Source organism: Betaproteobacteria bacterium, from assembly GCA_016194905.1.
Taxonomy (GTDB): domain Bacteria; phylum Pseudomonadota; class Gammaproteobacteria; order Burkholderiales; family JACQAP01; genus JACQAP01.
Window position 1 is genome coordinate 18,491 of sequence record JACQAP010000003.1, and the last position, 25,552, is coordinate 44,042.

Here is a 25,552-nt window from a genome sequence, read left to right on the forward strand (position 1 = left end):
CCGCAATCGGATGCACAAACAAAAGAGGCGCACTGCAGTGCGCCTCTTTGCAACTCCGTCCCGCGTCCTCGGTCCCGAGTCCCGCGGGTTCACCCGCCGTAGACCTTCTGCTTCTGCTCGCCGAGGCCGTCGATGCCAACGCGCATCTCGTCGCCGGCCTTGAGGAATTGCGGCGCCGGCTTGATACCCATGCCCACGCCGGGCGGGGTGCCGGTGCTCACCACGTCGCCGGGGGTCAGCGTGCAGATGTAAGACAGATACGACACCAGCTTCTTCACGCCGAAGATCATCGTGTTGGTATTGCCGGTCTGCTTGCGCTGGCCGTTGACATCGAGCCACATGGCCAGATTCTGCGGATCCTCGATTTCATCGGCTGTCACGAACCACGGACCGAGCGGCGCAAAGGTGTCGAAGCTCTTGCCCTTCGACCACTGGCTGCCGTGCTCAAGCTGCCATTCGCGCTCGGAGACGTCGTTGCAGATCATATAGCCGGCGATATGGTTCAGTGCGTCGGCTTCCGAAACGCTCTGCGCCTTCCTGCCGATGACGAAGGCCAACTCGACTTCCCAGTCGCCCTTCTTCGAGCCCTTGGGCAGTTTCACGTCGTCGTTCGGTCCGGTGATCGCGGTGATGGCCTTCATGAACACCACCGGCTCGGGCGGGATCGGCAGGTTGGATTCCTTGGCGTGGTCGGCGTAGTTGAGGCCGATGCAGATCAGCTTCGGCACGTTCGCGATCGGCGCACCCAGCCGCGGATTGCCGCTCACCTTGGGCAGGCTGTCCACGTTCACGCTTTTCAGCTTGGCGATGCCTTCCGGCGAGACTGTCGTCGCGTCGATGTCCTTGATCACGCCGGACAGGTCGCGGATCGCGCCCTGCGCGTCCAGAATGCCCGGTTTCTCTTTTCCTGCTTCTCCGTAACGTACCAGTTTCATTTTTATCTCCCAATCAAACCAGAAACTCCCACCGCAGAGGACGCGAAGGACGCAGAGGACGCAGAGGAAAATCGAGGAACCGATCGAATACTGTTCTAGAAACCGAGCAATCAGGAAAATATAGCCTCCGCCGGTCAAGCTAGTATCGGATACTTTTCCCCTCAGTCTGGCCTTTCCTCTGTGTCCTCCGCGGTGAACGCGTAAAAGAATTTAGATAGTAATCCCGCCGTCCATGATCACGGCCTGGCCGGTCATGAACACCGATTCGTCGGAGGCGAGGAATACCGACAGTTCGGCAAGTTCTTCGGCTCTCGCGAGCCGGCCCATCGGCTGGCGGGCGATGAAATCCTTGCGCGCCTGCACCGGATCGTCGAATGCATTGATGCGATCGCCCAGCGAAGGCGTATCCACCGTGCCCGGGCACAAGGCGTTGCAGCGGATGCCCTGCTTGACGTAGTCGATGGCGATGGATTTCGTGAGCCCGATGACCGCCGCCTTCGATGCGCCGTAGACGAAGCGGTTGGCGATGCCCTTGATGGATCCCGCCACCGATGCGACGTTGATGATCGAGCCGCCGCCGGCTTCCAGCATCCTCGGCAGGAAGCTGCGGATCACGACGTAGTGGCTGCGCACATTGAGGTTGAACGAGAAATCCCAGTCCTTGTCGGCGCACTGCAGTATGGTGCCGTGATGCACGAAACCGGCGCAGTTGAAGATGACGTTCGGGGCGCCGACTTCTGCCGCAAGTTTTGCCACCTCGGCGTCCTTGAGTACGTCGAGATTGCGTACTTCAATGCCCGGCGTGCCTTTCAGTTCAGCGAGTTTTGCCTCGTTCAGGTCGGTCGCCCACACCCTGGCGCCCTCGCGCGCGAAAGCCAGCGCGGTTGCGCGGCCGATACCCTGTGCTGCGGCGGTCACGAATGCAACCTTACCGCTCAATCTTCCAGCCACGCGCTCCCCCTGTATATTTATTGCTGTTTGGAACTTCCGAAGGGATGTAAGTATGCCACAGGCGCGCGCCGGTTCTTTCTCCTCCCCTGGAGGGAACCGGCCTTGCTGCTGCGCTGCGGTTTACTTTAGACTGAACCGCACAACTACAACTATTCAGAGCCTGAGGGGAATGGCGATGGATCTCACGAACAACCCTCCCGCTCGCGGTGTCCGTCTCGGGGCACGACTGGCAGATGCGCAAGAGACCAGTCCGCAGCTCCCCAGGTAGGCGCAAATGGCATCCGTCGAACTCAAGCAGGTCCGCAAATCCTTCGGCAGCACCCAGGTCGTGCACGGTGTCGACGTTTCCATCTCCGATGGCGAGTTCGTGGTATTGGTCGGCCCGTCCGGCTGCGGAAAATCCACGTTGCTGCGCATGATTGCCGGCCTCGAGGAAATCAGCGCGGGGGAGATCCGCATCGGTGATCGCGTGGTCAACAACATCCCGCCCAAACAGCGCGACATTGCGATGGTGTTCCAGAACTACGCGCTGTATCCGCACATGAAGGTCATCGACAACATGGCCTTCTCGATGAAACTGGCGGGACGAAGCCGGGAAGAGATTCGCGAGCGGGTGGACAAGGCGGCGAAGATCCTCGGGCTCACCGACTATCTCGACCGCTATCCGCGGCAGCTTTCCGGCGGCCAGCGCCAGCGCGTGGCGATGGGCCGCGCGATCGTGCGCGATCCGCAGGTGTTCCTGTTCGACGAGCCGCTGTCCAATCTCGACGCCAAGCTGCGCGTGCAGATGCGCACCGAAATCAAGGAACTGCACCAGCGGCTGAAGACGACATCGGTCTACGTCACGCATGACCAGATCGAAGCCATGACCATGGCCGACAAGATCGTCGTGATGAACGGCGGCAAGGTCGAGCAGATCGGCACGCCGCTGGAGCTCTACGACCATCCCGCCAATCTGTTCGTCGCCGGCTTCATCGGCTCGCCGGCGATGAATTTCCTGTCCGGCAAACTCGTCACCGAAGAGGCCGGCCGCGGCGTGCAGATCGCACAGGGTTGCGTACTACCCGCGCCGGCGAACCGGGAGGCCGACGGACGCGACGTCATCATCGGTGTGCGCCCCGAGCATTTCGACATCGGTGAATCCTGCGTGAAGGCGCAGATCGTCGTGGTGGAGCCGACCGGTGCGGATACGCAGGTGTATTGCCGCATTGCGGGACAGGACATCACCGCGGTATCGCGCGCGCGCCACACGTTCCGACCGGGCGACACCATCGATCTCAAGCCGACCGACGGCAAGAGCTATCTGTTCGATCCGGCATCCGGTGCCCGGATCGCCTGAAACGACATCCATAAGGAGGCGATGTGACTCGAATCACACGGCGTCATTTTCTGCAGGCATCCGCCGCCGCGGGTGCCGCACTCAGCGCGCCGATGCTGGCGCGCGAATCGATGGCACAGGAGTTGTCGTTCAAGCCCGAACCGGGCGCGAAACTGCGCGTATTGCGCTGGAAGCGCTTCGTCCAGGGCGACGAAGACCAGTGGCTGGCCAATACGAAGAAATTCACCGAGAAGACCGGCATCGAAGTCACGACCGACGCCGAGAACTGGGAAGACGTCCGACCCAAGGCGGCGGTGGCCGCCAACATCGGCAACGGGCCCGATATCATCCTTTCCACCAACGACGACCCGCACCAGTATCCGGACAAGCTGCTCGAAATCGGCGACCTGTGCGAATACCTCGGCAAGAAGTACGGGCCGTGGTACCCGAGCGCGCTGGCGTATGGCAAAAGCGGCGGGCGCTGGATCGCGCTGCCGCTAGGCTCGGGCGGCAACTGCATGAACTATCGCGAGAGCCACATGAAGGCGGCGGGCTTCAAGGAATTTCCGAAGGACACCGATGGATTCCTGAAGCTCTGCCAGGGTCTGAAGAAGAACGGCACGCCGGCGGGTTTCGCGCTCGGCAATGCGACCGGAGATGCCAACGGCTGGTGTCACTGGCTGGTATGGGCCTTCGGCGCGAAGCTGGTGGACGAGAGCAACAAGGTCGCCATCAACAGCAAAGAGACGGTGGCGGCGCTGGAGTACGCGAAGGAACTTTATCCGACGTTCATTCCCGGCACGCTGTCCTGGCTCGATCCGAACAACAACAAGGCCTTTCTGTCCGGTGAGATCAGCCTGACCAGCAACGGCATCTCGATCTATTACGCGGCGAAGACCTCGAACGATCCGAAGATGCAGGAGATCGCCAAGGACATGAACCATGCCGTGTTCCCGGTCGGGCCGGTCGGCCATCCGACGATGAGCGCGCTGTTCTTCACCTGCGTGATCTTCAAGTTCACGAAGTATCCGAACGCGGCCAAGGAGTACTTGCGCTTCATGATGGAGAAGGAGCAGTACGAGGAATGGCAGAAGGCATCGATCGGCTTCGTCACCCAGCCGCTGACCTTCTACGAGCGTAATCCGGTTTGGACCGTGGACCCGAAGCACACGCCGTTCAAGTTCAGTTGCAAGAACATGCTGGCGAACGGCTATGCCGGGACGATGGGTACCGCCTCCGCCGGCTGCATGGCCGATTTCGTCGTTGTCAACATGATTGCGGAAGCGGCCTCCGGCAATCTGTCCGTCAAGGAAGCCATCGAGAAGGCGGAGAAGCGGGCGAAAAGGTACTACCGCTGACGCATGAGCGCCGTTTCGCGCTTCTTCGACAACCGCAATGTCCTCGGGCTGCTGTTCATGCTGCCCGCGGGAGCGCTGCTGCTTTTCTTTCTGACTTACCCGCTGGGTCTCGGGGTCTGGCTCGGCTTCACCGACGCCAAGATAGGCCGCGTTGGCGAATGGATCGGCATCGAAAACTACGAGTATCTGGTAACCGACAGCGTGTTCCGACTGTCGGTGTTCAACACCTTTGTTTACACGGTGATAGCGAGCGTAATCAAGTTTGCGCTCGGCCTGTGGCTCGCACTGCTGCTCAACAAGAACATCCCGTTCAAGTCCTTTGTACGCGCAATCGTGCTGCTGCCCTTCATCGTGCCCACGGTGCTGTCGGCGATTGCGTTCTGGTGGATCTACGACGCGCAGTTCTCGATCGTGAGCTGGGTGCTGGTAAAAATGGGGCTGATCGATCAATACATTAATTTCCTGGGGGAGCCAAACCTGGCGCGGATGTCGACCATCATCGCCAACATCTGGCGAGGCGTGCCGTTCGTCGCCATCTGTCTGCTGGCGGGCCTGCAGACCATTCCACCGTCGATGTACGAGGCGGCGAGCATCGACGGTGCCTCGCCGTTCCAGCAGTTCCGGCATGTAACGCTGCCGATGCTTTCCCCGATCATTGCCGTGGTGATGACTTTCTCGGTCCTGTTCACGTTTACCGATTTCCAGTTGATCTGGGTGTTGACGCGCGGCGGCCCGATCAACGCGACCCACCTGATGGCGACGCTTTCCTTCCAGCGCGCGATTCCCGGTGGTGCGCTCGGCGAAGGTGCGGCGATCGCCACCGCGATGATTCCCTTCCTGCTGGCGGCGATTCTGTTCAGTTATTTTGGCTTGCAGCGCAGAAGGTGGCAGCAAGGGGGGGGTGATAAATGAACCGAAGGGGAGAGGGACGAGGGGCGAGGGGCGAGGGGAAACCCAAATGCCTTACAGGGCGTTTGATCTTACTTACCCCTCACCCCTCACCCCTCACCCCTCGCTCAGCGAGCCCACATGGCGAGCACTGAGCCGCGCGAAGGGATGCATTACCTGGAATCTCTGCCCCGGCGCTGGGTGACGGTTTACATTCCCCTGCTCGTCTTCCTGTTCGTGTTGCTGTTCCCGTTCTACTGGATGGTGATCACGTCATTCAAGCCGAACGCGGAACTGTTGTCCACCGGTGGCAATCCGTTCTGGGTCGACGAACCCACGCTCGATCATTTCAGGAAACTGTTTCTGGGGACGTCCTATCCGAAATGGATGTGGAATACGATCATCGTGTCGGTGAGCGCGACCTTCGTGTCGCTGGCGGCGAGCGTGTTCGCCGCCTACGCGATCGAGCGCCTGCGCTTCAAAGGCTCGCGCCAGACCGGACTGGCGATATTCCTGGCCTATCTGATTCCGCCGTCGATCCTGTTCATCCCGCTGGCGATGATGGTGTTCCAGATCGGCATTTTCGACACGCGCTGGGCGCTGATCCTGACGTATCCGACTTTCCTGATCCCGTTCTGCACCTGGTTGCTGATGGGCTATTTCCGTTCGATTCCGTTCGAACTGGAAGAATGCGCGCTGATCGACGGTGCGACGCGCTGGCAGATTCTGACCAAAATTATCCTGCCTCTGGCCGTGCCGGGCCTGATCTCGGCGGGGATTTTTGCATTCACGTTGTCCTGGAACGAGTTTCTCTATGCGCTGACATTCATCTCCGCATCGGAGAACAAAACGGTTCCGGTGGGTGTGATCACCGAGCTGGTGGAAGGCGACGTCTACCACTGGGGCGCATTGATGGCGGGCGCACTGGTCGGATCGCTGCCGGTCGCGATCATGTATTCTTTTTTCGTAGAATATTACGTCGCCGGCATGACGGGCGCTGTCAAGGAATAAAGATTCTTGAACCACGGAGAGCACGGAGGAAATACAAGAGAACGACTGGGGGATAGAAAGGCGGCGGGATATGACTGCCGGTGGCAGGTTCACTCCTTGGATGAATAATTTCGCCCATGTTCATTTATATTATTACCGAATTGATTTTCCTCCGTCTTCTCCGTGTCCTCCGTGGTTCATTCTTGTTTGTTCTTGTCTGAGGAAAATAGAAATGGTTGCAAAGAAAAAACTGCGTAGTCACGACTGGTTCGGCGGGCCTGGCATCGACAGCATGGTGCATCGCTCGTGGATGAAGAACCAGGGCCTGCCGCGGCATCTGTTCGAAGGCCGTCCGGTCATCGGCATCTGCAACACCTGGTCGGAACTCACGCCCTGTAATGCGCACTTCCGCCAGATCGCCGACCGCGTGAAGCGCGGCGTGCTGGAAGCAGGCGGTTTCCCGCTGGAGTTTCCGGTGATGTCGCTGGGCGAGCCGGTGATGCGGCCGACCGCGATGCTGTTCCGCAACCTCGCCGCCATGGACGTCGAGGAATCCATCCGCGCCAATCCTCTCGACGGCGTGATCCTGCTGACCGGATGCGACAAGACCACCCCGGCGCTGATGATGGGCGCGGCCTCCTGCGACGTGCCGGCACTGGTCGTTTCCGGTGGGCCGATGCTGAACGGCCGCTGGCGCGACCAGACCGTCGGTTCGGGCACGCATGTCTTCAAATTCAAGGAAATGCTGAAGACCGGCGAGATGAACGACGACGACTTGATGGAGGCCGAGCAGGCGATGTCGCGCTCCGCCGGGCACTGCATGACCATGGGAACGGCGTCGACGATGGCGTCGATGGCCGAAGCCCTGGGCATGGCGATGCCGACCAACGCCGCGATTCCTGCGGTCGATTCGCGCCGCTACGTGCTGGCGCACATGGCGGGACGGCGCATCGTACAACTGGTCAAGGAAGACGTGCGCATGTCGAAGATCCTGACCAAGCAGGCGTTCGAGAACGCAATCCGCGTCAACGGCGCGATCGGCGGTTCGACCAACGCGGTGGTGCACCTGCTTGCACTCGCGCGCCGCATCGGCGTGAAGCTGACGCTTGACGACTGGGATCGGCTGGGCCGCAAACTGCCGTGCCTGGTGAACCTGATGCCTTCCGGCGAATACCTGATGGAGGATTTCTACTATGCCGGCGGCCTGCCGGTGGTACTGCGCGAACTCGGTAAAGCCAGCCTGCTGCACAGGAACGCGCTGACGGTAAGCGGCGATACGATCTGGAACAACGTCAAGGCCGCCAAGAACTGGAACCCGAAGGTGATCTTCCCGATCGAGAAGCCGTTCAAGAAGCAGGGTGGCATTGCGGTGTTGCGCGGCAATCTGGTTCCGAAGGGTGCCGTGATCAAACCTTCCGCCGCTACGCCGAAACTGATGAAGCATCGCGGCCGCGCGGTGGTGTTCGAAAGCATCGAGGACTACAAGAAACGCATCGACGATCCGAAGCTGAAGATCGACGAAACTTGCGTGATGGTGCTGAAGGGCTGCGGTCCGAAGGGCTACCCCGGATTCCCGGAAGTCGGCAATTTCGCGCTGCCGTCCAGGATCCTTAAGAAAGGCATTACCGACATGGTGCGTATCTCGGATGCACGCATGAGCGGCACGGCCTACGGCACCGTGGTGTTGCACAGCGCGCCGGAAGCAGCGGCGGGCGGACCGCTGGCGCTGGTGCAGGACGGTGACATGATCGAGATCGACGTGCCGAAACGCAAACTGCACCTGGATGTTTCCGACGCGGAACTGGAGCGGCGCCGCAGGAAGTGGAAGGCGCCGAAGCCGATGGCGGATCGCGGCTACGTCAAGCTCTATATCGACCACGTGAACCAGGCCGACGAAGGCGCGGACCTGGATATTCTGGTGGGTGGCAGCGGAACACCGTTGTTGCGCGAATCGCACTAGCCGAACGGCGTGAGACGTGAAGGAGTAAAGAGTCGAACCCGAAGCTGATTCCATCTAAACGCAACGGGGCGCTGCGGCGCCTCGTTTCTTTTTCAGTCCATGCCGGTTTTCTTGCGATCGGCAAGCAATGACACGACGATGGAAACGACGAACAGCGGGATGCTGATCAGAGCCAGCGCGGAGTAAGCGGACGGGCCGGCGACGCCGGCGAGTACCGCGGCGCCGGCGGCCGTACCCACCGCCTGCCCGAAATACATTGCCGACGAATTCATCGCCACCGACACCGGAGCATGCGGTGGCGACAGCATGACCAGCCGCGCCTGCTGCGCGCTGTTGGTCGAGAAGCAGCCGATGCCCCACAGCAGCAGGAAAACAACCAGCAGCAACCAGGATCCCGGAACGAACAGCCAGAGCACGTGCGACGTCAGCATCGAGATGAGGCCGAGGAACGTGACCTTCGCGGCACCGATCCGGTCGACCATGCGCGCGCCGATGATGTTGCCGGCAACGCCGGTGGCGCCGAACGCGATCAGCAGAATGCTGATGGTTTCAGGCGAAGCGTTGAACAACGTCTTGAAAGAAGGAACCAGGAAAGAGAGCACGGTGAACTGCGCGGCGGCCTGGATCGCGGTGACGGCGACCGTCATTATCAATCTCCGATTGCCGAACAGCGAAGCCCACATGGCGCGGCCGATGGGAACGATCATCAGGCCGCGGGGAATCGTGAGGTGAACCGCGGCGGCTGCGAGCAGGGCGCCGCTTCCGACGATCAGGAAACCGGCGGGCCATCCAACCGTCTCGCTGACGTAAGCCCCGAGCGGCATGCCGACAACCGATGCGATCGACCAGCCGACAAACACGAAGGCGATTGCGCTGCCGCGACGTTCTGTGGGCACCAGCAGCGCCGCCGTGGAAGCCGCTTGAGCGGTGAACAGTGCCGCACCGACCGATGACAGCACGCGCAGCACCAGGAGTTCATGCAGGCTGGAGGCGAGTGCGGAAGCAAAATGTCCGGCGGCGAACAGCAATTGCACGGCGACCAGCAGGGCGCGGCGGTCGAAGCGGGCGGTCAGTGCGGCAAGCGGCGGTGCTGTGACGCAGACCGTGAAGGCGAAAGCGGTGATCAGTTGGGCGGCGACTGGAACATTGACACCGAGCCCGTGCGCCAGTGCCGGCAGCATTCCCGGAACGATCAGGGTGCCAGTGCCGATGATGAAATTACCGAAACACAGGACCAGCAGCCGCAGATTCATCGGGGGTGTTATGACTTTTTTTGCCCCGATGCCGCGCACCGGCAGGGGATGGGGAATGCTAACACGCCCCCCGGGGGCTACCGTAGTTCGGAACTGCCACTCCCCCAAATCGGGCGCACCAGCATAAAATGGCGGCTTGAACTGATACGGCGTGGCCCGATTTTCCCCTTAGCCAGCCGGCGCCCATTGAGGAGACTACACAATGTTGCAAGCCGCCGATCTCACCATTCGTCTCAATCCTGCCGACGACGTGGTGATCGCAAGGGTGGAACTGCCTGCCGGCACCGAGATCATCAAGGAAAAGATTCGCGCCGCCGTGACGGTCCCGGCCGGGCACAAGATCGCCACCCACGACATCGCTGAAGGCTCGCCGGTGCGCCGCTACAACCAGATCATCGGTTTCGCGGTGAAGCCGATCAAGGCCGGCGATCATGTGCATGTGCATAATCTGGCGATGGGCGACTTTCAGCGCGATTACGCATTCTGTGCGGACTTCAAGCCGGTCGACTACGTCACCAACCCGGCTACGTTCCAGGGCATCGTCCGCGAAGACGGCCGTGTCGCCACCCGGAACTACCTTGGCGTGATTTCCAGCGTCAACTGCTCCGCCCACGTCTGTCGCACTATCGCCAAGTTCTTCGACGAAGATTTCATGGCGCAGTACCCGAACGTCGACAGCGTGGTGCCGATTCATCACAAGACGGGCTGTGGCATGGGTTCCGAGGGCGAACCGGTGGACCTGCTGCGCCGAGTGCTCGCAGGCTACGCCACCCACCCGAACTTCCATTCCTCGCTGATGATCGGCCTGGGTTGCGAAGCCAACCAGATCAACAATCTTCTGGCCGCGCAGGGATTGAAGCGTTCCCGGCAATTGCAGGCCTTTACCATCCAGGAGACCGGCGGCACCAAGAAGACCGTGGCCGACGGGATCGCGCGCATCAAGGAATTGCTGCCCGACGCCAACAATGTGAAGCGCGAGACCGTCCCGGCTTCGCACCTGACCCTGGGCCTGCAGTGCGGCGGCTCCGACGGGTACTCCGGCATTTCCGCCAATCCGGCGCTCGGCGCCGCGGTGGATATCCTGGTGCGTAACGGCGGCTCCGCGATTCTCTCGGAGACCCCGGAAGTTTACGGCGCCGAACACCTGCTGACCCGCCGCGCAGCCACCCGCGAGATCGGCGAGAAACTGGTCCAGCGTATTCACTGGTGGGAGGACTACACCACCAAGCTCGGCGGCGAGATGAACAACAATCCCTCGCCCGGCAACAAGGCAGGCGGCCTCACCACGATTCTGGAGAAGTCACTCGGCGCGGTCGCGAAGGGTGGCACCCAGGCGATGATGGGCGTGTACGAATATGCCGAGCGCGTTACCGTCAAGGGCTTCGTGTTCATGGACACCCCGGGCTACGATCCGGTGTCGGCGACCGGACAGGTCGCCGGCGGCGCTAACATGATCTGCTTCACCACGGGCCGCGGCTCGGCCTACGGCTGCAAGCCGTCGCCATCGCTGAAACTTGCCACCAACACCGCGATGTTCAACAAGCAGGAAGACGACATGGACATCAACTGCGGCGTGATCGTCGACGGCAAGGCCAGCATCCAGGAAGTCGGCCAGAAGTTCTTCGAGATCATCCTCAGGACCGCATCAGGCGAGCAGAGCAAGAGCGAGGCGATGGGTTACGGAGAGGACGAGTTTGCTCCGTGGATACTCGGCCCGACGATGTAAAAGGCCGTCACGATCGTCACGGTTTTTCGGAGAAAAGCCATGGCTGAAGATTCTTCCAAGGAATTGTTCGAGTTCTTCCAGAAAATGTGGAACCCGATGTCGTTCCCGATTCCCGGGATGTTCCAGCCCACCATGGACGTGGAGGAGGTCGAGAAAAAAATCCGCGAGCTTCAGGCCGTGGAGAACTGGCTGAAGATGAACCTCACCTTCGTGCAGATGACGGCCAAGACGCTGGAGATGCAGAAGTCGGCTCTCGAGACGATCCAGGAATCGGCGAAACAGCCTCCGCCGGAAAAAAAACCGAAGGCCGCAAAACCTTCTGAGTGACGCAGCGGGCAGGGTGTAGATCAAAAATCCTGTCCAGGAAATCCCGCCGTAGCCGATACCCCTCCCTTGTTCATTACGCCCTTCAAGTCTGCCGTCTAGTTCCCTGGAATTCCACGCTTTTATTGCATAGCAGCAATGCAATCCGCCATGTAAATCTTTTGCCAGAAAGGCTGATAATGGCGCAGTGCAATAAATGGCTGACAGGAGGCCAAAATGAACGTATTTAGCAAATTACTGGATTCCATCGATAACTACTTGGCCAGACAGGAAAATCGTCAGGTCGAGGCGTTCCTTTCGCAAGCCCAGAACTTGGGCGAGCTCGAGTACCGCCTGCGTTTGCTCGATTCGAAGAGCAATCATTCCCTGTTCTGAGGAGCGACCATGATCTCCGCTTTTCGCCGCTTGTTCGATACCCGCCGCCCGCGAATCGCGATGCGGGCCAAGGTCAATCTGGTTGGCAGCTTCGGGGTACTGGAACGTACTGACGGGGTGGTCGAAGCCATCGTCGGCGACGAGGCTTACGTCGAGTGGGCCAACGGGGCCCGCTCGGTCGAAAGCACCCGGCATCTGGTGCAGATCACCGGTTGACCTGCGTCGTCCGCAAGAAAGCCCGGCTATGCCGGGCTTTTTTTTCGCCCGCTTCCGGCAGGCGGCATCGCGCGAGTCAATGCCGGCATTCATCCGTGTCAAACTCCACGAACCGGATATCGACCGGGCCCAGCAACCGATCCGACCATGAGTGCCGATTCCACACTCGCATCCGAACTGCCGCCGGAGATTCGCAGGCACTTTCCGTTTGCAAGCCGGTTTATGCCGGTCAACGGATACCGCATGCACTATGTTGACGAAGGCGAGGGCGATCCGGTGCTGCTGTTGCACGGCAATCCGACCTGGTCATTCCTGTACCGCAAATTCGTCCCGCGCATTGTGGCCGCCGGCTATCGCGTCGTCGCACCCGACCACATCGGTTTCGGGCTTTCCGACCGACCCGCGCGCGAACACGATTTCAGCCTCGAGAATCATATCGCCAATCTCGCGGAATTCATCCGTCGACTCGGGTTGCAACGCCTCACGGTGGTTTGTCAGGACTGGGGCGGCCCGACGGGGCTGGCGTGCGCGGTGCTGAATCCCGCGGCCTGCAAAGCCATCGTGGTGATGAATACCTGGGCCTGGCCCGAGCCGACTGCGTTCCACGGCGGCGTATTTCCCTGGCGCATGATGCATGCGCCGTTGGTCGGACCTTATCTTTTCCAGCGGCGCAACATCCTGGTCGAGCGCGGACTGTACCTGTCGGTCGTGCATCGCGAGCGATTTCTCAAAGAAGCACTGCCGGCTTACCGTTTCGTGATGCCGGACTACGACAGCCGGCTGCTCACGCGCGTATTCCCGCGTCTCATCCCGTTGCGATCCGATGACCGTTCGGCCGCTACCATGCGCTGGCTCGAACAATCGCTGCGCGATTTGAAGATTCCGGTGCTGATCGTATGGGGAAAGGAAGAAATCGTATTCCCCGCAGAGTGCGCGCACCGGTTCAAGACGCTGCTGCCGCACGCGAAAGGACCGCTCTGGGTGACCGGATCGCACTTTCTGCAGGAGGATTCGCCGGAAGAAATCTGCGGGCACATCCTCGAATTCCTGCATGACCAGGGCCGCGGGAGTCAAGCATGAGCATCGAAATCATCACGCCCGCAGACATTCGTGCGCAAAAGGTTCGGCGTGTCTTCGTGATGGTCGAAGAGCGGCTTGGCCACTACACCGGTTTCCGCGAAGCAATGATCGCAGCCTTCGGTCTTACCCCCGAACATGCCGACGGCGGGCCGCCAGGTTATTTTCGCGCCGCGTCGGGACGCGAGTACGAAATCGTGTTCACTTCCCGGTCCGGGCACCGATTTCCCTCCGGTCTGGAAATCCACGCATTGGTCCCGGGTTTCGATCCCGTCGATCCGGAGGCGATCGACGAGGATATCTGGCGCTTCCTGGAATGGCTGATTCCGCGCGTGGGCGGAGAATGGACGCTGGAGGCTTTAAAAGCGACTGGCAAGGTCTACAGGATTCCCTGGGCTTGAGGCGCGCGCAATAAAAATGAAGCGGCGTTCCGGGGCGAACCGCCCCGGATTACCAGACCATCAGGCCGCGTTTCCCAGCATCCGCACTTCCTGCTGCGGGAACGGGATGGAAATCGATTTGCCGCGGAATGTTTCCACGAGGGCCTTGTTGATCTCGCTGCCGGCCGGTCCGAAGTCGGGCACATTCACCCACGGATTCACGGAAATGTGGATTGACGAATCGGCAAGCACGCTGATGCCGAATCCCGGTGCCGGATCCTTCAGCACCCGCGGATTGCTCTGCAGGATTTCGCTGATCGTCGCTAGCGCCTTGTTCAGATCCGTGTCGTAGGCGACGCCGACCATGATGTTGAGCTGACGGATCTTGCCATAGTTGTGCAGGATCTCGCCGACGATCTTCCGGTTCGGGACTACCACTCGCGACAGGTCTGCGTGCGTAAGCGTGGTGCTGAACAACGTGATGTTCTCGACCTTGCCTTCAACGCCGACGATCGAGATGTACTCGCTGACGCGGAACGGTCGCGTGAAGATGATCGTCAACCCGGCGACCACATTGCTCAGCACACCCTGCATCGCCAGGGCGATGCCGGCGCCGGCGACGCCGATTCCGGCGATCAGCGGCAACAACTCGACGCCCAGGTTCTGCAGCGCCATGATCGCGAACATGCCCAGCACCAGGATGCGGATGATGCGCACCAGCAGGTCTCGAACTGGCGGTTCGAGATCGAGTTTCCTCAAGCCGCGGGCCATGACCTTGCCCACCCAGCGCCCGGCAAAGTAGCCACCGACCATGATGGCGATGGCGACGAATACCTTCGGCCCGAACTTGATTGCCAGGTCGACGACAGTCGCTTTGATCTGATTGAGTGATTCGACGTGCTCGTTCATGCAACCCCCCCCGTGAAATTAGGCGCTAGGCTCTGGGCGCCAGGCACTAATACCCTAGAGCCTAGCGCCTAGACCCTCGCCTTTAATCTTTCCATCGCCGCAACCAGTTGCGCGCTGATCCCGGCTTCCCAGGCCGAATGACCGGCGTCGGGAATGACCGTGTATTCCGCTTCGGGCCACGCTTGGTGCAGATCGTGGGCGGAAATGATCGGGCATACCATGTCGTAACGTCCCTGCACGATGATGCCGGGAATCGATCGCAGCTTGCCAGCGTTGTCAAGCAACGAATTTTCCGGCAGAAAGATGTTGTTGGCGAAGTAGTGCGCTTCGATGCGCGCAAGGCCCAGTGCAACGATATCCTCCGAGAAATGCGCCACCGTGGACGCGCTTGGCAGCAGCGTGGAGCAGGAACCTTCGTAAATGCTCCATTGGTGGGCCGCAGGCATGTGGATCAGCGGGTCCGGATCGTTCAGCCGCATCGAATAGGCCGCAAGCAGGTTGCTTCGCTCCGATTCCGGTATGTATTCTGCAAAGCGGCGCCAGGCTTCGGGATAGACAAAGCGCATGCCGTACAAAAACCAGTCGATCTCGAGCTTGCGACACAGGAATATTCCGCGCAATACCAGTGCCGCGCAATGCGCCGGATGCGTTTCCGCATAGGCAAGTGCGAGCGTGCTGCCCCATGATCCGCCGAAGACGACCCATTTTTCGATGCCGAGATGCGTGCGCAGCTTCTCCATGTCGGCGACCAGGTGCGGCGTGGTGTTGTCGGTCAGGTTTCCGTGCGGTCGCGAACGTCCGGCGCCGCGCTGGTCGAATATGATGACGCGGTAGTGTGCCGGATCGAAGAAACGGCGGTGCATCGGGCTGGCGCCGGCGCCGGGCCCGCCGTGGAGGAACACTACGGGCGCCCCGCGCGGATTTCCCGACTCTTCCCAGTACATTTCATGCCGGTCGTCCAATCTGAGGTGACTGAAGCGCAACGGCTCGATTTCCGGATAAAGCTCGGTGCGAATGCGTGGAGTCGGGAAATCCATGTTCCGAAGTGCAAGGCAAGTGTGACTGCGATCAAATGTGGCTACGAAGCAGGAATTGCCGGAACCATAGCAAAAAGCCTGGCTTGCGACAAACCTCGATGCGGCGCCGCAGAGGATCGCTTAGACATGCGTCCCGTATAATCACTGCCAATACCGAGGACGGAGAAAATATGGACGAGCTTCTGCGCAAAAGCGCACTCGATTATCACCGCTTGCCGACACCGGGAAAGATCTCGGTGGTCCCCACCAAAGCCCTGCTCAACCAGCGCGATCTCGCGCTCGCGTATTCACCGGGGGTCGCGGCGGCTTGCGAGGAAATCGTGCGGGACCCGACGACGGCACGCAGCTACACGGCGCGCGGCAATCTGATCGGCGTGATCACCAACGGCACTGCGGTGCTCGGCCTTGGGCCGATCGGTCCGCTCGCCAGCAAACCGGTGATGGAAGGCAAGGGCGTGCTGTTCAAGAAATTCGCCGGCATCGACGTTTTCGACATTGAGATCAACGAGCGCGACCCGGACAAGCTGGTGGACATCATCGCCAGCCTGGAGCCCACCTTCGGTGGCATCAATCTTGAAGACATCAAGGCGCCGGAATGCTTCTACATCGAGAAGCAGTTGCGCAGCCGGATGAAGATTCCGGTATTCCACGACGACCAGCATGGCACGGCGATCATCGTCGGCGCCGCAGTGCTCAACGGTCTCAAGGTAGTCGGCAAGGACATCGGCAAGGTGAAGCTGGTGTGCTCGGGTGCCGGTGCAGCGGCACTCGCCTGCCTCGATCTGCTTGTGAGCCTCGGCTTGTCGATGGAGAACATCTGGGTCTCCGACATCAAGGGCGTGGTGTACAGCGGGCGCAAGGAGGAGATGGACGACAATAAGGCGCGCTACGCGAAGGACACGAAAGCCCGGTCGCTAGCCGACATTCTGCCGGGTGCGGACATATTCCTCGGTCTTTCCGCCGCGCGCGTGCTCAAGCCGGAAATGCTCAAACAGATGGGTCCGACGCCGTTGATTCTCGCCCTTGCCAATCCCGAGCCGGAAATCCTGCCTGACCAGGCCAAGGCGGTGCGTCCCGACGCGATCATGGCGACCGGACGCTCCGACTATCCGAACCAGGTCAATAACGTGCTGTGCTTCCCGTTCATCTTCCGCGGCGCGCTGGATGTCGGGGCGACCACCATCACGGAGCAGATGAAACTCGCGGCGGTCCGCGCGATTGCCGAACTGGCCCAGGCGGAACAGTCGGACATAGTCGCGATCGCCTACGGCGAGCAGGAAATGACCTTCGGTCCGGAATACCTGATTCCGAAGCCCTTCGATCCACGCCTGATTGAAAAGATCGCGCCGGCCGTGGCGCTGGCCGCCATGGAAAGCGGTGTGGCAACCCGGCCGATCCACGATTTTGTCGCCTACCGCGATCAGCTCTCGCAGTTCGTCTATCACTCCGGCCTCATCATGAAGCCGGTATTCAGCGCGGCAAAGAAGAATCCGACCCGGGTGGTGTTCTGCGAGGGCGAAGACGAACGCGTGCTGCGTTCGGTGCAGATCGTGGTGGACGAGGGCGTGGCCAAACCGATCCTGATCGCTCGTCCGGAAGTGCTCATTCCCCGCATCGAGAAGTACGGCCTGCGCATTCGTCCGGGCAAGGACTTCGAGATCGTGAACCCGAACTCGGATCCGCGCTTTCGTGACTACTGGCAGGAGTACTACGCGCTGGTCCGGCGCAAGGGTATTTCAGTGGAATATGCCAAGCGCGAAGTGACCCGGCGCACCACGCTGATCGGCGCGCTGATGGTCCGCCGGGGCGATGCGGACGCGATGTTGTGCGGAACAATTGCACAGTTCTCGCTGCACGTGGAATACATTGCCACTGTCATCGGCCTGCGCAAGGGCGTCAACCAGTTCGCGGCGATGAACATGCTGATCCTGCCGGACCGCAAGTTGTTCATCTGCGACACCTACGTCAATCCGGACCCGACCGCCGAGCAGATCGCCGAGATCACCATGATGGCGGCCGATGAGGTCTTGCGCTTCGGGATCACACCGAAGATCGCGCTGTTGTCGCATTCCAATTTCGGCAGTTCGCGCAACCCGTCCGCGCAGAAGATGAGCAAGGCGCGCGAAATTCTCGAGCAGCGCGCGCCGCAACTGGAAGTCGAGGGAGAAATGCACGGCGATGCAGCGCTCGACGAGGAAATCCGCATGAAGATTTTCCCGAACTCGCGGCTCAAGGGCGAGGCCAACCTGCTGATCATGCCGACGCTCGACGCGGCGAACATTACCTTCAACCTGATCAAGACCATTTCCGGCGACGGCATCACCGTCGGCCCGATACTGCTCGGCGCGGCAAAGCCGGTACACATCCTGACGCCGACCGCCACCGTGCGCAGGCTGGTGAACATGGCCGCTCTGGCCTCCGTGGACGCATCCTTCAGCCGCTGATTCCCCCGGAATACCGGACTCTGCGGCGATCGGGGGCCGGTCGTACCGCATTGGAGAATTGCATGACCCTGCCTGTCGTATTCGAAGAAAAAAACGCCGCAAACGGCGCGCGCATCGGCGTCGCGAGGCTCAACGCCGAGAAGACGCTGAACGCCCTGTCGCTGGAGATGATCGACCTGCTGGCCGAACGCTTGACCGCATGGGCCGCTGATCCGGGCGTGGCCCTGGTTGTGATCGAAGGGGCCGGCGAGAAGGCTTTTTCCGCGGGCGCTGACCTGCACAAGGTACACGAGGCCATGCTCGCGCATCACGCTTCGGCGCAACGCGACGACATTCGCGGCAATGCGTACGCCGCCGGCTTTTTCGGTCGCGAATACCGTCTCGATTACGTGATTCATACCTATCCCAAGCCGGTGTTGTGCTGGGGACACGGCATAGTCATGGGCGGTGGCGTGGGCCTGATGTCCGGCGCGAGCCATCGCGTGGTCACCCATGAATCACGCGTGGCGATGCCGGAGATCACCATCGGGCTCTATCCGGATGTGGGGGGCAGTTGGCTGCTTGGGCGCATGCCGGGCGCCACTGGCCTGTTCCTGGCGCTGACCGGCGCGAGATTGCAGGCGTCCGATGCGCTGTTCGTCAAGCTCGCGGACTATTGCATCGATCACGCGCGCAAGCCTGCGGTTTTCGACGCGCTGTTCGCGCGGCCGTGGACACGCGCTTCCGGCGACAATCACCGCCTGCTTTCCGCAGTGCTGCGCGCCTTTGCGGAGGCCGACTTGCCGCACGGTCCGCTGCGCCGGCACTTCGACCTGATCAACAAACTGTGTGGCGGCGGGGAGCTGAACGACATCGTTGCCGCGATTACCGGCCTGAAGACCGAAGACGCGTGGCTCGCAAAGGCGGGGGCGACGCTCGCCGCGGGATCGCCGAGCACCGCTGCCCTGAGCTACGAGCTGCAACGGCGCGCGAAGCATCTGTCGCTGGCCGACGTGTTTCGCATGGAGTTCGTGGCCGCGCTTCATTGCGCGCGCCGGGCGGATTTTGCCGAAGGCATACGCGCGCTGCTGATCGACAAGGATCAGCGGCCGCGGTGGCGACCGCCGACGCTGGCCCAGATTACGCCTGAATGGACCGACGGCTTTTTCGCGAGTCCCTGGAAAGCAAGCGAGCACCCGCTCGCCGACCTCGGCGCTGCATCAGCATACTGACGTGAACCGCAAAAAAAATTAGCCACAGAGGCCACAGAGGAAAGCGAGAGGAAGGGACCGACGGGGAATCATGCGGCCAACCACGTTGACATCTCGCAACGTCGCAGCCTCATTTTGGCCACCTGTTTTTCCGATACTGGTATTCCTCTGTGCCCTCTGTGGCTATCGAAGTTGAACTTGATTGAGTGCATTCATGCCGACAAGGCGATCGGCTTCGAAATATCCAGTCGCTTTCGCATCCGGTGCGCGGCTTCCACCATGCTGCGCAGGGCCGCCTCGGTCTCCGGCCAGCCGCGCGTCTTCAGGCCGCAATCGGGATTGACCCACAGCCGCTCGGGGGGAATGACCCCGCACGCGCGTTCCAGCAACCGGGTCATTTCATCGGTTGACGGCACGCGCGGCGAATGGATGTCGTAGACGCCCGGACCGATTTCATTCGGATAACTGAACTGGCCGAATCCATCCAGCAATTCCATTTTGGAGCGCGATGTTTCGATGGTAATTACATCCGCATCCATGGCCGCAATCGCCGGCAGGATGTCGTTGAATTCCGAGTAGCACATGTGCGTATGAATCTGCGTCTCGTCGGCCGCGGCGGCTGCAGACAGCTTGAATGCATGCACCGCCCAGTCCAGATAACTTTCCCAGTTGCGTCTCTTCAGCGGCAGGCCTTCGCGAAATGCAGGCTCATCGATCTGGATGACGCCGATGCCGGCCTTCTCCAGATCGGCAACCTCGTCGCGGATGGCCAGCGCAATCTGGAAAGCAGTCAGCTTGCGCGGCTGGTCGTCGCGCACAAAAGACCACTGCAGGATCGTGACCGGCCCGGTCAGCATGCCTTTCATGGGTTTTTCCGTGAGCGATTGAGCGTAACGCGCGGTATCCACGGTCATCGGCTCCGGGCGATAGACGTCGCCGTAAATGATCGGCGGCTTCACGCAGCGGGATCCGTAGCTCTGGACCCAGCCGTTCTCGGTGAAAGCGAATCCCCAAAGCTGCTCGCCGAAGTACTCGACCATGTCGTTGCGCTCGGCCTCGCCATGCACCAGCACGTCGAGTCCGAGTGCTTCCTGCCGTTCGACCGCGGTTCTGATTTCGGCGCGGATACGCTCCAGGTATTCGAGAGCGCTTATTTCCCGGCGTTTGTAGGCGCCTCGTGCCGAGCGGATCTGCTGCGTTTGTGGAAACGAGCCGATCGTCGTCGTCGGCAAAGGCGGAAGCTTCAATCGGTCGCGCTGCTTGAGAATGCGCGCGCCGAACGGGTTTGCGCGTTTCGCCATATCCGCGCTTACGTCTGCGAGGCGTTTGCGCACCCACTCGTTCGAAACCCGCGCATTCTCACGACGCGACTTCTGCAGCGCGTCCGAATGATCCAGTTCGCTTGCGACCGCGTTTTCTCCCGAGTCGAGGGCCGACCCGAGGATGCGGATTTCATCCAGCTTCTGATCCGCAAACGCCAGCCAGGAATGGACGTCGGCAGCCAGTTTCTGTTCGTTTTCCAACGACACCGGAACGTGCAACAGTGAACACGACGGTGCAATCCAGAGCCTGTCCTGAAATTTCTCATGCAGCGGATGCAGGCTCGCCAACAGGCGTCGCAGGTCTGCGCGCCAGATGTTGCGACCGTCGACCACCCCGGCCGACAGCACCCAATCCTGCGGCAGCGTCGTTGCCCACTTCTTGATCTGCGAGGGCCCACGCACCAGATCGAGATGGATTCCCTGCACCGGCAATCGCACGATCCTGTCGGCGTAGGCCTCGACGCTGTCGAAGTAAGTCGTAAGCAGCAGGTTCGGCGCGCGCCCCGCAAGGACCGGATACGCGCGATCGAACGCATCGAGCCATTCCGGCGGCAGGTCCAGGCATAGCGCGGGCTCGTCGATCTGCACCCACTGGATGCCTGTCTGTTGCAGGCGCTCCAGAAGGCGGGCGTAGGCTTCGGCCAGCGGTCGCAGGAGACGCAGGCGGTCGAATCCCGGCTCGGTGGCCTTCGACAGGTAAAGGAATGTGACCGGCCCGATCAGGATCGCCTTTACCGCCGTGCCGCGGAGTTGGGCTTCGCGAATCTGATCGAAATACCAGTCGGGGCCACCTCCGAAACGCGTGAGGGGGTCCAGCTCCGGCACGAGGTAGTGATAGTTGGTGTCGAACCACTTGGTCATTTCCATGGCTGGCTGATCCGCGCTGCCGCGGGCAAGCGCAAAGTAATCCTTGAGCGAAAGCCGGTCGGTGTCGAAGCCGAAACGCCGCGGCGGGCAGCCCAGCAGCGCCGCCATGTTCAGGACCTGGTCATAGAATGCGAAATCGCCCGCGCCGAGGAAGCGCAGCCCCGCTTCGCTTTGCTTGTCCCAGTTCCGTGCCCGCAGGCCGCGGCCCACGCCCTGCAGATAGGATTCGTCAGCTTCGCCGCGCCAGAAGGCCTCGAGGGCAAATTTGATCTCCCGCCCCGGACCGATGCGCGGGTAACCGAGAATGTGGGTCGTGCCCATGGGAACCCCGGCTTTTCGTTGGACAGGCCGTGGAGTATCGGCAACCGCAGGATTAGAATCAAACGATAGTTTTTCCGAGATACTTGAATGAAATTCATATCGAGAACTTATGATTGAACTGCGCCATCTCAGGTCGCTGGTTGCCATTGCCGAGGCCGGCAGGCTCGCCAGCGCCGCGGAACGGGTCCACTTGACGCAAAGCGCTCTCTCGCACCAGGTCAGGGCCCTCGAAGAGCACTACGGAATTACGCTGTTTCAGCGGACCAGCGGTGGGTTGCGCTATACCGCCGCAGGACAACGCCTGCTGCAGCTCGCGCGCGAAATGCTGGCCGCTGTCGTGGACGCGGAGCGGGACCTCGAGCGCATGAAAGGCGATATGAGCGGGGAACTGCGCATCGTGCTCGAATGCCATACCTGTTTTGACTGGCTGATGCCGGTCATGGATGAGTTCCGCAAGCGCTGGCCGGAAGTCGAGGTCGATCTGGTCGCAGGGTTCCACAGCGATCCCATCGGGCTGCTCCGAACCGGAAAAGCGGAACTGGTGATCGGTTCCGGCAAACCGCGCGGCCGGGAATTCGGGACCATGCCGCTGTTCCGTTTCGAGATACTCGCCGTGCTGCCGGTGGAGCATCGCCTGCGCGCCAAACGGCGGATCGATGCCGCCGACCTGGCGGGAGAAACGCTCATCACCTATCCCGTCCCCGAAGACAGGATCGACGTGATCCGCGAAGTTCTGCGCCCGGCGGGCGTCCGCTTGCAGCGGCGCACCGCCGAACTGACCATAGCCATCCTTCAACTCGTCGCCAGCCGGCGCGGCATCGCGGCGTTGCCCAATTGGGGTGTGAAGAACTATGTCGACTACGACTACATACTGGCCAAGCGCATAGGACCCAAAGGCCTGTGGAGTGAACTGCACGCGGTCGTGCCGCGCTCATTGGCGGCGAAACCTTATGTGCTCGAACTCGTATCGATCATTCGCAGCAAATGTGCGGCCGAGCTCGATGGCATCGAGTTGATCTGAATATCCCCGCGGTAGACTATTGACCGGGACGGTCGGCCACGTTCGGCGGCCGTCCTCAGAAAGGAAGTGAAGGGACATGGCGAAGGCGGACAAGCGGCTGGCGCTGGTAACCGGTGCCAACAAGGGCATTGGCTTCGAAGTATCCAGGCAGCTCGCGGGCAAGGGACTGCGTGTGATATTGACCAGCCGCGATGCGAAGAAGGGCTTACAGGCGCAAAAGGCGCTGGCGAAGGAAGGTCTGGAAGTCCTCTGCCATGAACTCGACGTGACCAGGCGCAGGAGCGTTGCCGCACTCGCCCGGTATCTGGCCAAAGAGCACGGCAGGGTCGATGTTCTGGTGAACAACGCCGGCATCCTGATCGACAGATCCGCGACCAGCGTTCTGGATGAAAAAGAGGACGTGTTCCATACCACGCTGGAAACCAATTTCTTTGGCGCGCTGCGCATGTGCCAGGCAGTGGTGCCACTGATGCAGAAGCATCGCTATGGAAGGGTGGTGAACCTGTCCAGCGGATTGGGGCAACTCGACGACATGGGCGATGGCAACGCGGCGTACCGGACGTCGAAGACTGTGTTGAATGCGCTGACCCGTATGGTCGCGACGGCTACGGCGGGCGACAATGTCCTGGTCAACTCGATGTGTCCCGGCTGGGTGCGCACCGACATGGGCGGTCCCGCTGCGAGTCGCAGCGTGGAGAAGGGCGCGGAAACGGCGGTATGGCTGGCCATGTTGCCTGACAGCGGCCCGACGGGCGGATTCTTCCGTGACAAGAAGCCTATCCCTTGGTGAAGCGCTACACCCAACGCAGAGGCGCAGAGAACACAGAGGTCGCAGAGAAAAAACGAAGTATAGTTGGTCCGTGAGTCCGCGCCCTGGGACTGAGCATTGCGGAAATCCTCTGCCCATCTGTAGTTGGCGAGATATCAACTTGAATACATGTTCTCCCTCTATCATGAATTCCTTTGCGACCTCTGCGCTCTCTGCGCCTCCGCGTTGAGATTTTGACTTTTCTGGAGATTGCAGCGATGGAAGCGACACGGAAAGAGCGGGACAGTTTCGGCGAGATCGAGGTTCCGGCCGACAGGCTGTGGGGAGCGCAGACGCAGCGCAGCCTGCAGAATTTCCGCATTTCCGGCGAGCGCATGCCGCCGGAGCTGATTCATGCATTGGCCCGGGTCAAGCGCGCCTGCGCCCTGGTCAATGCCGAGATCGGCCTTCTGGACGAAAAAAAAGCCCGGACCATCGTCGAAGCGGCGGACGAAGTCATCGCCGGCAAACACGACGCGGAATTTCCACTGGTGGTCTGGCAAACCGGTTCCGGTACCCAGACCAACATGAACATGAACGAAGTGCTGGCCAATCGCGCCTCCGAACTGCTCGGCGGCGAACGCGGCCAGAAACGTCTGGTGCATCCGAACGACGACGTCAACAAGGGGCAGTCGTCGAACGATGTGTTCCCGACGGCGATGCACGTCGCGGCGGTCGGCGCACTGAACGAAAAGCTGGTACCGGCTTTGAAGTTGCTGCGGGATACGTTGGTCGTCAAATCGAAGTTATTCGACGACATCGTCAAGGTCGGCCGCACCCACCTGCAGGACGCGACGCCGCTCACGCTGGGCCAGGAATTTTCCGGCTATGTCTCGCAGCTCGAGCACGGCATCGCCCACGTGCAGGGATCGCTGACGCATTTGTGCGAACTCGCGCTCGGCGGCACCGCGGTGGGCACCGGCCTCAATGCTCATCCGGAGTTCGGCGCGCGAGTGGCGAAGGAACTGGCGAAATCCACGGGACTGCATTTCGTTTCGGCACGCAACAAGTTCGAAGCGCTCGCCGCCAACGATGCGCTGGTGCATGCGCATGGCGCACTGAAGACGCTCGCGGCTTCATTGATGAAGATCGCCAACGACATTCGCTGGCTGGCGTCCGGCCCCCGCAGCGGTATCGGCGAACTGCGCATTCCCGAGAACGAGCCCGGCAGTTCGATCATGCCGGGCAAGGTCAATCCGACTCAGTCCGAAGCGCTGACCATGCTCTGCTGCCAGGTGCTCGGCAACGACGTCGCGATCAATATCGGCGGCGCAATGGGCAATTTCGAACTGAACGTGTTCAAGCCGCTGATCATCCATAATTTCCTGCAGAGCGTGCGATTGCTCGCCGATGGCGTGGTGAGTTTCAACGACAACTGCGCCGTCGGCATCGAACCGGACAGGGAACGGATCGAGCAGATGCTGGGCCAGTCGCTCATGCTGGTGACCGCGCTGAATCCGCATATCGGTTACGACAAGGCCGCCGAGATTGCCAAAAAGGCATACAAGGAAGGTTCGACGCTGAAGGAGGCTGCGCTCGCGCTGGGTTATGTCACCGCCGAACAGTTTGACCAGTGGGTGCGGCCTGCGGACATGGTAGGGAAGCCCACCTCACCCCGGCCCTCTCCCCCCGTTGGGCGGAGAGGGAGTGGAGAAACGTAATGCCTGTTGAGTAGTTATAGAGTTACTTGTCTGTTGTCCCGAAAGTTGGGGTGGTTTTCCAATCGTGAAAGCACTAACTAAGGCGATTACGCAGTACTTGACTAATACGTCAAGACCGGTTTATCCTAAAAATCGACAGGCCGGTTTTCTGATATGGGGAGCGCCAGCGATGTTGCTGGCGCTAGTCCTCGTCTGCCTCATTGCCTGTTTCGTGGGCCGCC

At 60.9% G+C, this 25,552-nt stretch carries 22 protein-coding genes; 16 read left to right on the forward strand and 6 right to left on the reverse strand.

The window, feature by feature from the left end; translation table 11 throughout:
- Window positions 1–89: 89 nt before the first annotated feature.
- Both HY067_00290 and HY067_00295 read right to left on the reverse strand, forming a co-directional pair.
- Complete coding sequence (locus tag HY067_00290; GenBank protein ID MBI3526392.1) at window positions 90–935, reverse strand: fumarylacetoacetate hydrolase family protein; 846 nt, start codon at window positions 933–935, stop codon at window positions 90–92.
- 210 nt (window positions 936–1,145) lie between these two features.
- Window positions 1,146–1,886 carry an SDR family oxidoreductase gene (locus HY067_00295; protein ID MBI3526393.1) on the reverse strand — a complete coding sequence of 247 codons (741 nt, stop codon included), beginning with the start codon at window positions 1,884–1,886 and terminating at the stop codon, window positions 1,146–1,148.
- Between the two features lie 274 nt (window positions 1,887–2,160).
- Here HY067_00295 and ugpC point away from each other — a divergent pair, with 274 nt between their 5' ends.
- The 5 genes from ugpC to HY067_00320 all read left to right on the forward strand — a co-directional run bounded on the left by ugpC (window position 2,161) and on the right by HY067_00320 (window position 8,400).
- Complete coding sequence (gene ugpC / locus HY067_00300) at window positions 2,161–3,225, forward strand: sn-glycerol-3-phosphate ABC transporter ATP-binding protein UgpC (protein MBI3526394.1); 1,065 nt, start codon at window positions 2,161–2,163, stop codon at window positions 3,223–3,225.
- Window positions 3,226–3,248: 23 nt separating this feature from the next.
- Window positions 3,249–4,562, forward strand: coding sequence for an extracellular solute-binding protein (locus HY067_00305; GenBank protein MBI3526395.1), 1,314 nt, complete (start codon window positions 3,249–3,251; stop codon window positions 4,560–4,562).
- A gap of 3 nt (window positions 4,563–4,565) precedes the next feature.
- The gene (locus HY067_00310; protein ID MBI3526396.1) at window positions 4,566–5,474 is read left to right on the forward strand and encodes a sugar ABC transporter permease; all 909 of its coding nucleotides are present in this window, start codon (window positions 4,566–4,568) and stop codon (window positions 5,472–5,474) included.
- Window positions 5,475–5,591: 117 nt separating this feature from the next.
- Complete coding sequence (locus tag HY067_00315; protein ID MBI3526397.1) at window positions 5,592–6,461, forward strand: carbohydrate ABC transporter permease; 870 nt, start codon at window positions 5,592–5,594, stop codon at window positions 6,459–6,461.
- Between the two features lie 211 nt (window positions 6,462–6,672).
- Window positions 6,673–8,400, forward strand: a complete 1,728-nt coding sequence (locus HY067_00320) for a dihydroxy-acid dehydratase (protein ID MBI3526398.1) — start codon at window positions 6,673–6,675, stop codon at window positions 8,398–8,400.
- A 92-nt stretch (window positions 8,401–8,492) separates the two neighbouring features.
- Here the strand turns inward: HY067_00320 and HY067_00325 are convergent, their stop codons facing one another.
- Window positions 8,493–9,653 carry an MFS transporter gene (locus HY067_00325; GenBank protein MBI3526399.1) on the reverse strand — a complete coding sequence of 387 codons (1,161 nt, stop codon included), beginning with the start codon at window positions 9,651–9,653 and terminating at the stop codon, window positions 8,493–8,495.
- A 202-nt stretch (window positions 9,654–9,855) separates the two neighbouring features.
- Here HY067_00325 and HY067_00330 point away from each other — a divergent pair, with 202 nt between their 5' ends.
- The 6 genes from HY067_00330 to HY067_00355 all read left to right on the forward strand — a co-directional run bounded on the left by HY067_00330 (window position 9,856) and on the right by HY067_00355 (window position 13,772).
- On the forward strand, window positions 9,856–11,379 hold the full coding sequence (locus HY067_00330; protein ID MBI3526400.1) for an altronate dehydratase: 1,524 nt from the start codon (window positions 9,856–9,858) through the stop codon (window positions 11,377–11,379).
- 39 nt (window positions 11,380–11,418) lie between these two features.
- Window positions 11,419–11,706 carry a hypothetical protein gene (locus HY067_00335; GenBank protein MBI3526401.1) on the forward strand — a complete coding sequence of 96 codons (288 nt, stop codon included), beginning with the start codon at window positions 11,419–11,421 and terminating at the stop codon, window positions 11,704–11,706.
- 213 nt (window positions 11,707–11,919) lie between these two features.
- Window positions 11,920–12,078 carry a hypothetical protein gene (locus tag HY067_00340; GenBank protein MBI3526402.1) on the forward strand — a complete coding sequence of 53 codons (159 nt, stop codon included), beginning with the start codon at window positions 11,920–11,922 and terminating at the stop codon, window positions 12,076–12,078.
- 9 nt (window positions 12,079–12,087) lie between these two features.
- Window positions 12,088–12,294 carry a hypothetical protein gene (locus HY067_00345; GenBank protein ID MBI3526403.1) on the forward strand — a complete coding sequence of 69 codons (207 nt, stop codon included), beginning with the start codon at window positions 12,088–12,090 and terminating at the stop codon, window positions 12,292–12,294.
- 147 nt (window positions 12,295–12,441) lie between these two features.
- Window positions 12,442–13,374 (forward strand): alpha/beta fold hydrolase, encoded by a 933-nt coding sequence (locus HY067_00350; GenBank protein MBI3526404.1) that lies wholly within the window; start codon window positions 12,442–12,444, stop codon window positions 13,372–13,374.
- Window positions 13,371–13,772: a hypothetical protein gene (locus HY067_00355; protein ID MBI3526405.1), complete on the forward strand. Its 402-nt coding sequence runs from the start codon at window positions 13,371–13,373 to the stop codon at window positions 13,770–13,772. The genes HY067_00350 and HY067_00355 overlap by 4 nt, the downstream gene beginning before the upstream one ends.
- A 60-nt stretch (window positions 13,773–13,832) precedes the next feature.
- On the opposite strand, the gene HY067_00360 is transcribed toward HY067_00355, so the two are convergent.
- A complete protein-coding gene (locus HY067_00360) occupies window positions 13,833–14,660 on the reverse strand; it encodes a mechanosensitive ion channel family protein (GenBank protein MBI3526406.1) in 828 nt (275 codons plus the stop codon).
- A 68-nt stretch (window positions 14,661–14,728) separates the two neighbouring features.
- A complete protein-coding gene (pip, locus tag HY067_00365) occupies window positions 14,729–15,697 on the reverse strand; it encodes a prolyl aminopeptidase (GenBank protein MBI3526407.1) in 969 nt (322 codons plus the stop codon).
- A gap of 170 nt (window positions 15,698–15,867) precedes the next feature.
- Between pip and HY067_00370 the strand changes: the two genes are divergently transcribed.
- On the forward strand, window positions 15,868–18,141 hold the full coding sequence (locus tag HY067_00370; protein MBI3526408.1) for an NADP-dependent malic enzyme: 2,274 nt from the start codon (window positions 15,868–15,870) through the stop codon (window positions 18,139–18,141).
- 62 nt (window positions 18,142–18,203) lie between these two features.
- Window positions 18,204–19,352 carry an enoyl-CoA hydratase/isomerase family protein gene (locus HY067_00375; protein ID MBI3526409.1) on the forward strand — a complete coding sequence of 383 codons (1,149 nt, stop codon included), beginning with the start codon at window positions 18,204–18,206 and terminating at the stop codon, window positions 19,350–19,352.
- A gap of 191 nt (window positions 19,353–19,543) precedes the next feature.
- Here the strand turns inward: HY067_00375 and metE are convergent, their stop codons facing one another.
- Window positions 19,544–21,841, reverse strand: coding sequence for a 5-methyltetrahydropteroyltriglutamate--homocysteine S-methyltransferase (gene metE, locus HY067_00380; protein ID MBI3526410.1), 2,298 nt, complete (start codon window positions 21,839–21,841; stop codon window positions 19,544–19,546).
- Window positions 21,842–21,950: 109 nt separating this feature from the next.
- On the opposite strand from metE, the gene HY067_00385 reads away from it, so the two are divergent.
- From HY067_00385 to fumC, 3 genes are all read left to right on the forward strand, one after another.
- The gene (locus HY067_00385; protein ID MBI3526411.1) at window positions 21,951–22,862 is read left to right on the forward strand and encodes a LysR family transcriptional regulator; all 912 of its coding nucleotides are present in this window, start codon (window positions 21,951–21,953) and stop codon (window positions 22,860–22,862) included.
- A 76-nt stretch (window positions 22,863–22,938) separates the two neighbouring features.
- On the forward strand, window positions 22,939–23,652 hold the full coding sequence (locus HY067_00390; GenBank protein MBI3526412.1) for an SDR family oxidoreductase: 714 nt from the start codon (window positions 22,939–22,941) through the stop codon (window positions 23,650–23,652).
- A gap of 236 nt (window positions 23,653–23,888) precedes the next feature.
- A complete protein-coding gene (gene fumC, locus HY067_00395; GenBank protein MBI3526413.1) occupies window positions 23,889–25,331 on the forward strand; it encodes a class II fumarate hydratase in 1,443 nt (480 codons plus the stop codon).
- Window positions 25,332–25,552: the final 221 nt, after the last annotated feature.

Bases quoted from the DNA above. Each gene is read 5' to 3' on its own strand.
- HY067_00360 (MBI3526406.1), bottom strand. From the start codon at position 14,660: ATGAACGAGCACGTCGAATCACTCAATCAGATCAAAGCGACTGTCGTC.
- HY067_00330 (MBI3526400.1), top strand. From the start codon at position 9,856: ATGTTGCAAGCCGCCGATCTCACCATTCGTCTCAATCCTGCCGACGAC.
- HY067_00385 (MBI3526411.1), top strand. From the start codon at position 21,951: ATGATTGAACTGCGCCATCTCAGGTCGCTGGTTGCCATTGCCGAGGCC.
- HY067_00335 (MBI3526401.1), top strand. From the start codon at position 11,419: ATGGCTGAAGATTCTTCCAAGGAATTGTTCGAGTTCTTCCAGAAAATG.
- fumC (MBI3526413.1), top strand. From the start codon at position 23,889: ATGGAAGCGACACGGAAAGAGCGGGACAGTTTCGGCGAGATCGAGGTT.
- HY067_00290 (MBI3526392.1), bottom strand. From the start codon at position 935: ATGAAACTGGTACGTTACGGAGAAGCAGGAAAAGAGAAACCGGGCATT.
- HY067_00370 (MBI3526408.1), top strand. From the start codon at position 15,868: ATGGACGAGCTTCTGCGCAAAAGCGCACTCGATTATCACCGCTTGCCG.
- HY067_00310 (MBI3526396.1), top strand. From the start codon at position 4,566: ATGAGCGCCGTTTCGCGCTTCTTCGACAACCGCAATGTCCTCGGGCTG.
- pip (MBI3526407.1), bottom strand. From the start codon at position 15,697: ATGGATTTCCCGACTCCACGCATTCGCACCGAGCTTTATCCGGAAATC.
- metE (MBI3526410.1), bottom strand. From the start codon at position 21,841: ATGGGCACGACCCACATTCTCGGTTACCCGCGCATCGGTCCGGGGCGG.
- HY067_00315 (MBI3526397.1), top strand. From the start codon at position 5,592: ATGGCGAGCACTGAGCCGCGCGAAGGGATGCATTACCTGGAATCTCTG.
- HY067_00340 (MBI3526402.1), top strand. From the start codon at position 11,920: ATGAACGTATTTAGCAAATTACTGGATTCCATCGATAACTACTTGGCC.
- HY067_00345 (MBI3526403.1), top strand. From the start codon at position 12,088: ATGATCTCCGCTTTTCGCCGCTTGTTCGATACCCGCCGCCCGCGAATC.
- HY067_00390 (MBI3526412.1), top strand. From the start codon at position 22,939: ATGGCGAAGGCGGACAAGCGGCTGGCGCTGGTAACCGGTGCCAACAAG.
- HY067_00375 (MBI3526409.1), top strand. From the start codon at position 18,204: ATGACCCTGCCTGTCGTATTCGAAGAAAAAAACGCCGCAAACGGCGCG.
- HY067_00320 (MBI3526398.1), top strand. From the start codon at position 6,673: ATGGTTGCAAAGAAAAAACTGCGTAGTCACGACTGGTTCGGCGGGCCT.
- ugpC (MBI3526394.1), top strand. From the start codon at position 2,161: ATGGCATCCGTCGAACTCAAGCAGGTCCGCAAATCCTTCGGCAGCACC.
- HY067_00325 (MBI3526399.1), bottom strand. From the start codon at position 9,653: ATGAATCTGCGGCTGCTGGTCCTGTGTTTCGGTAATTTCATCATCGGC.
- HY067_00350 (MBI3526404.1), top strand. From the start codon at position 12,442: ATGAGTGCCGATTCCACACTCGCATCCGAACTGCCGCCGGAGATTCGC.
- HY067_00355 (MBI3526405.1), top strand. From the start codon at position 13,371: ATGAGCATCGAAATCATCACGCCCGCAGACATTCGTGCGCAAAAGGTT.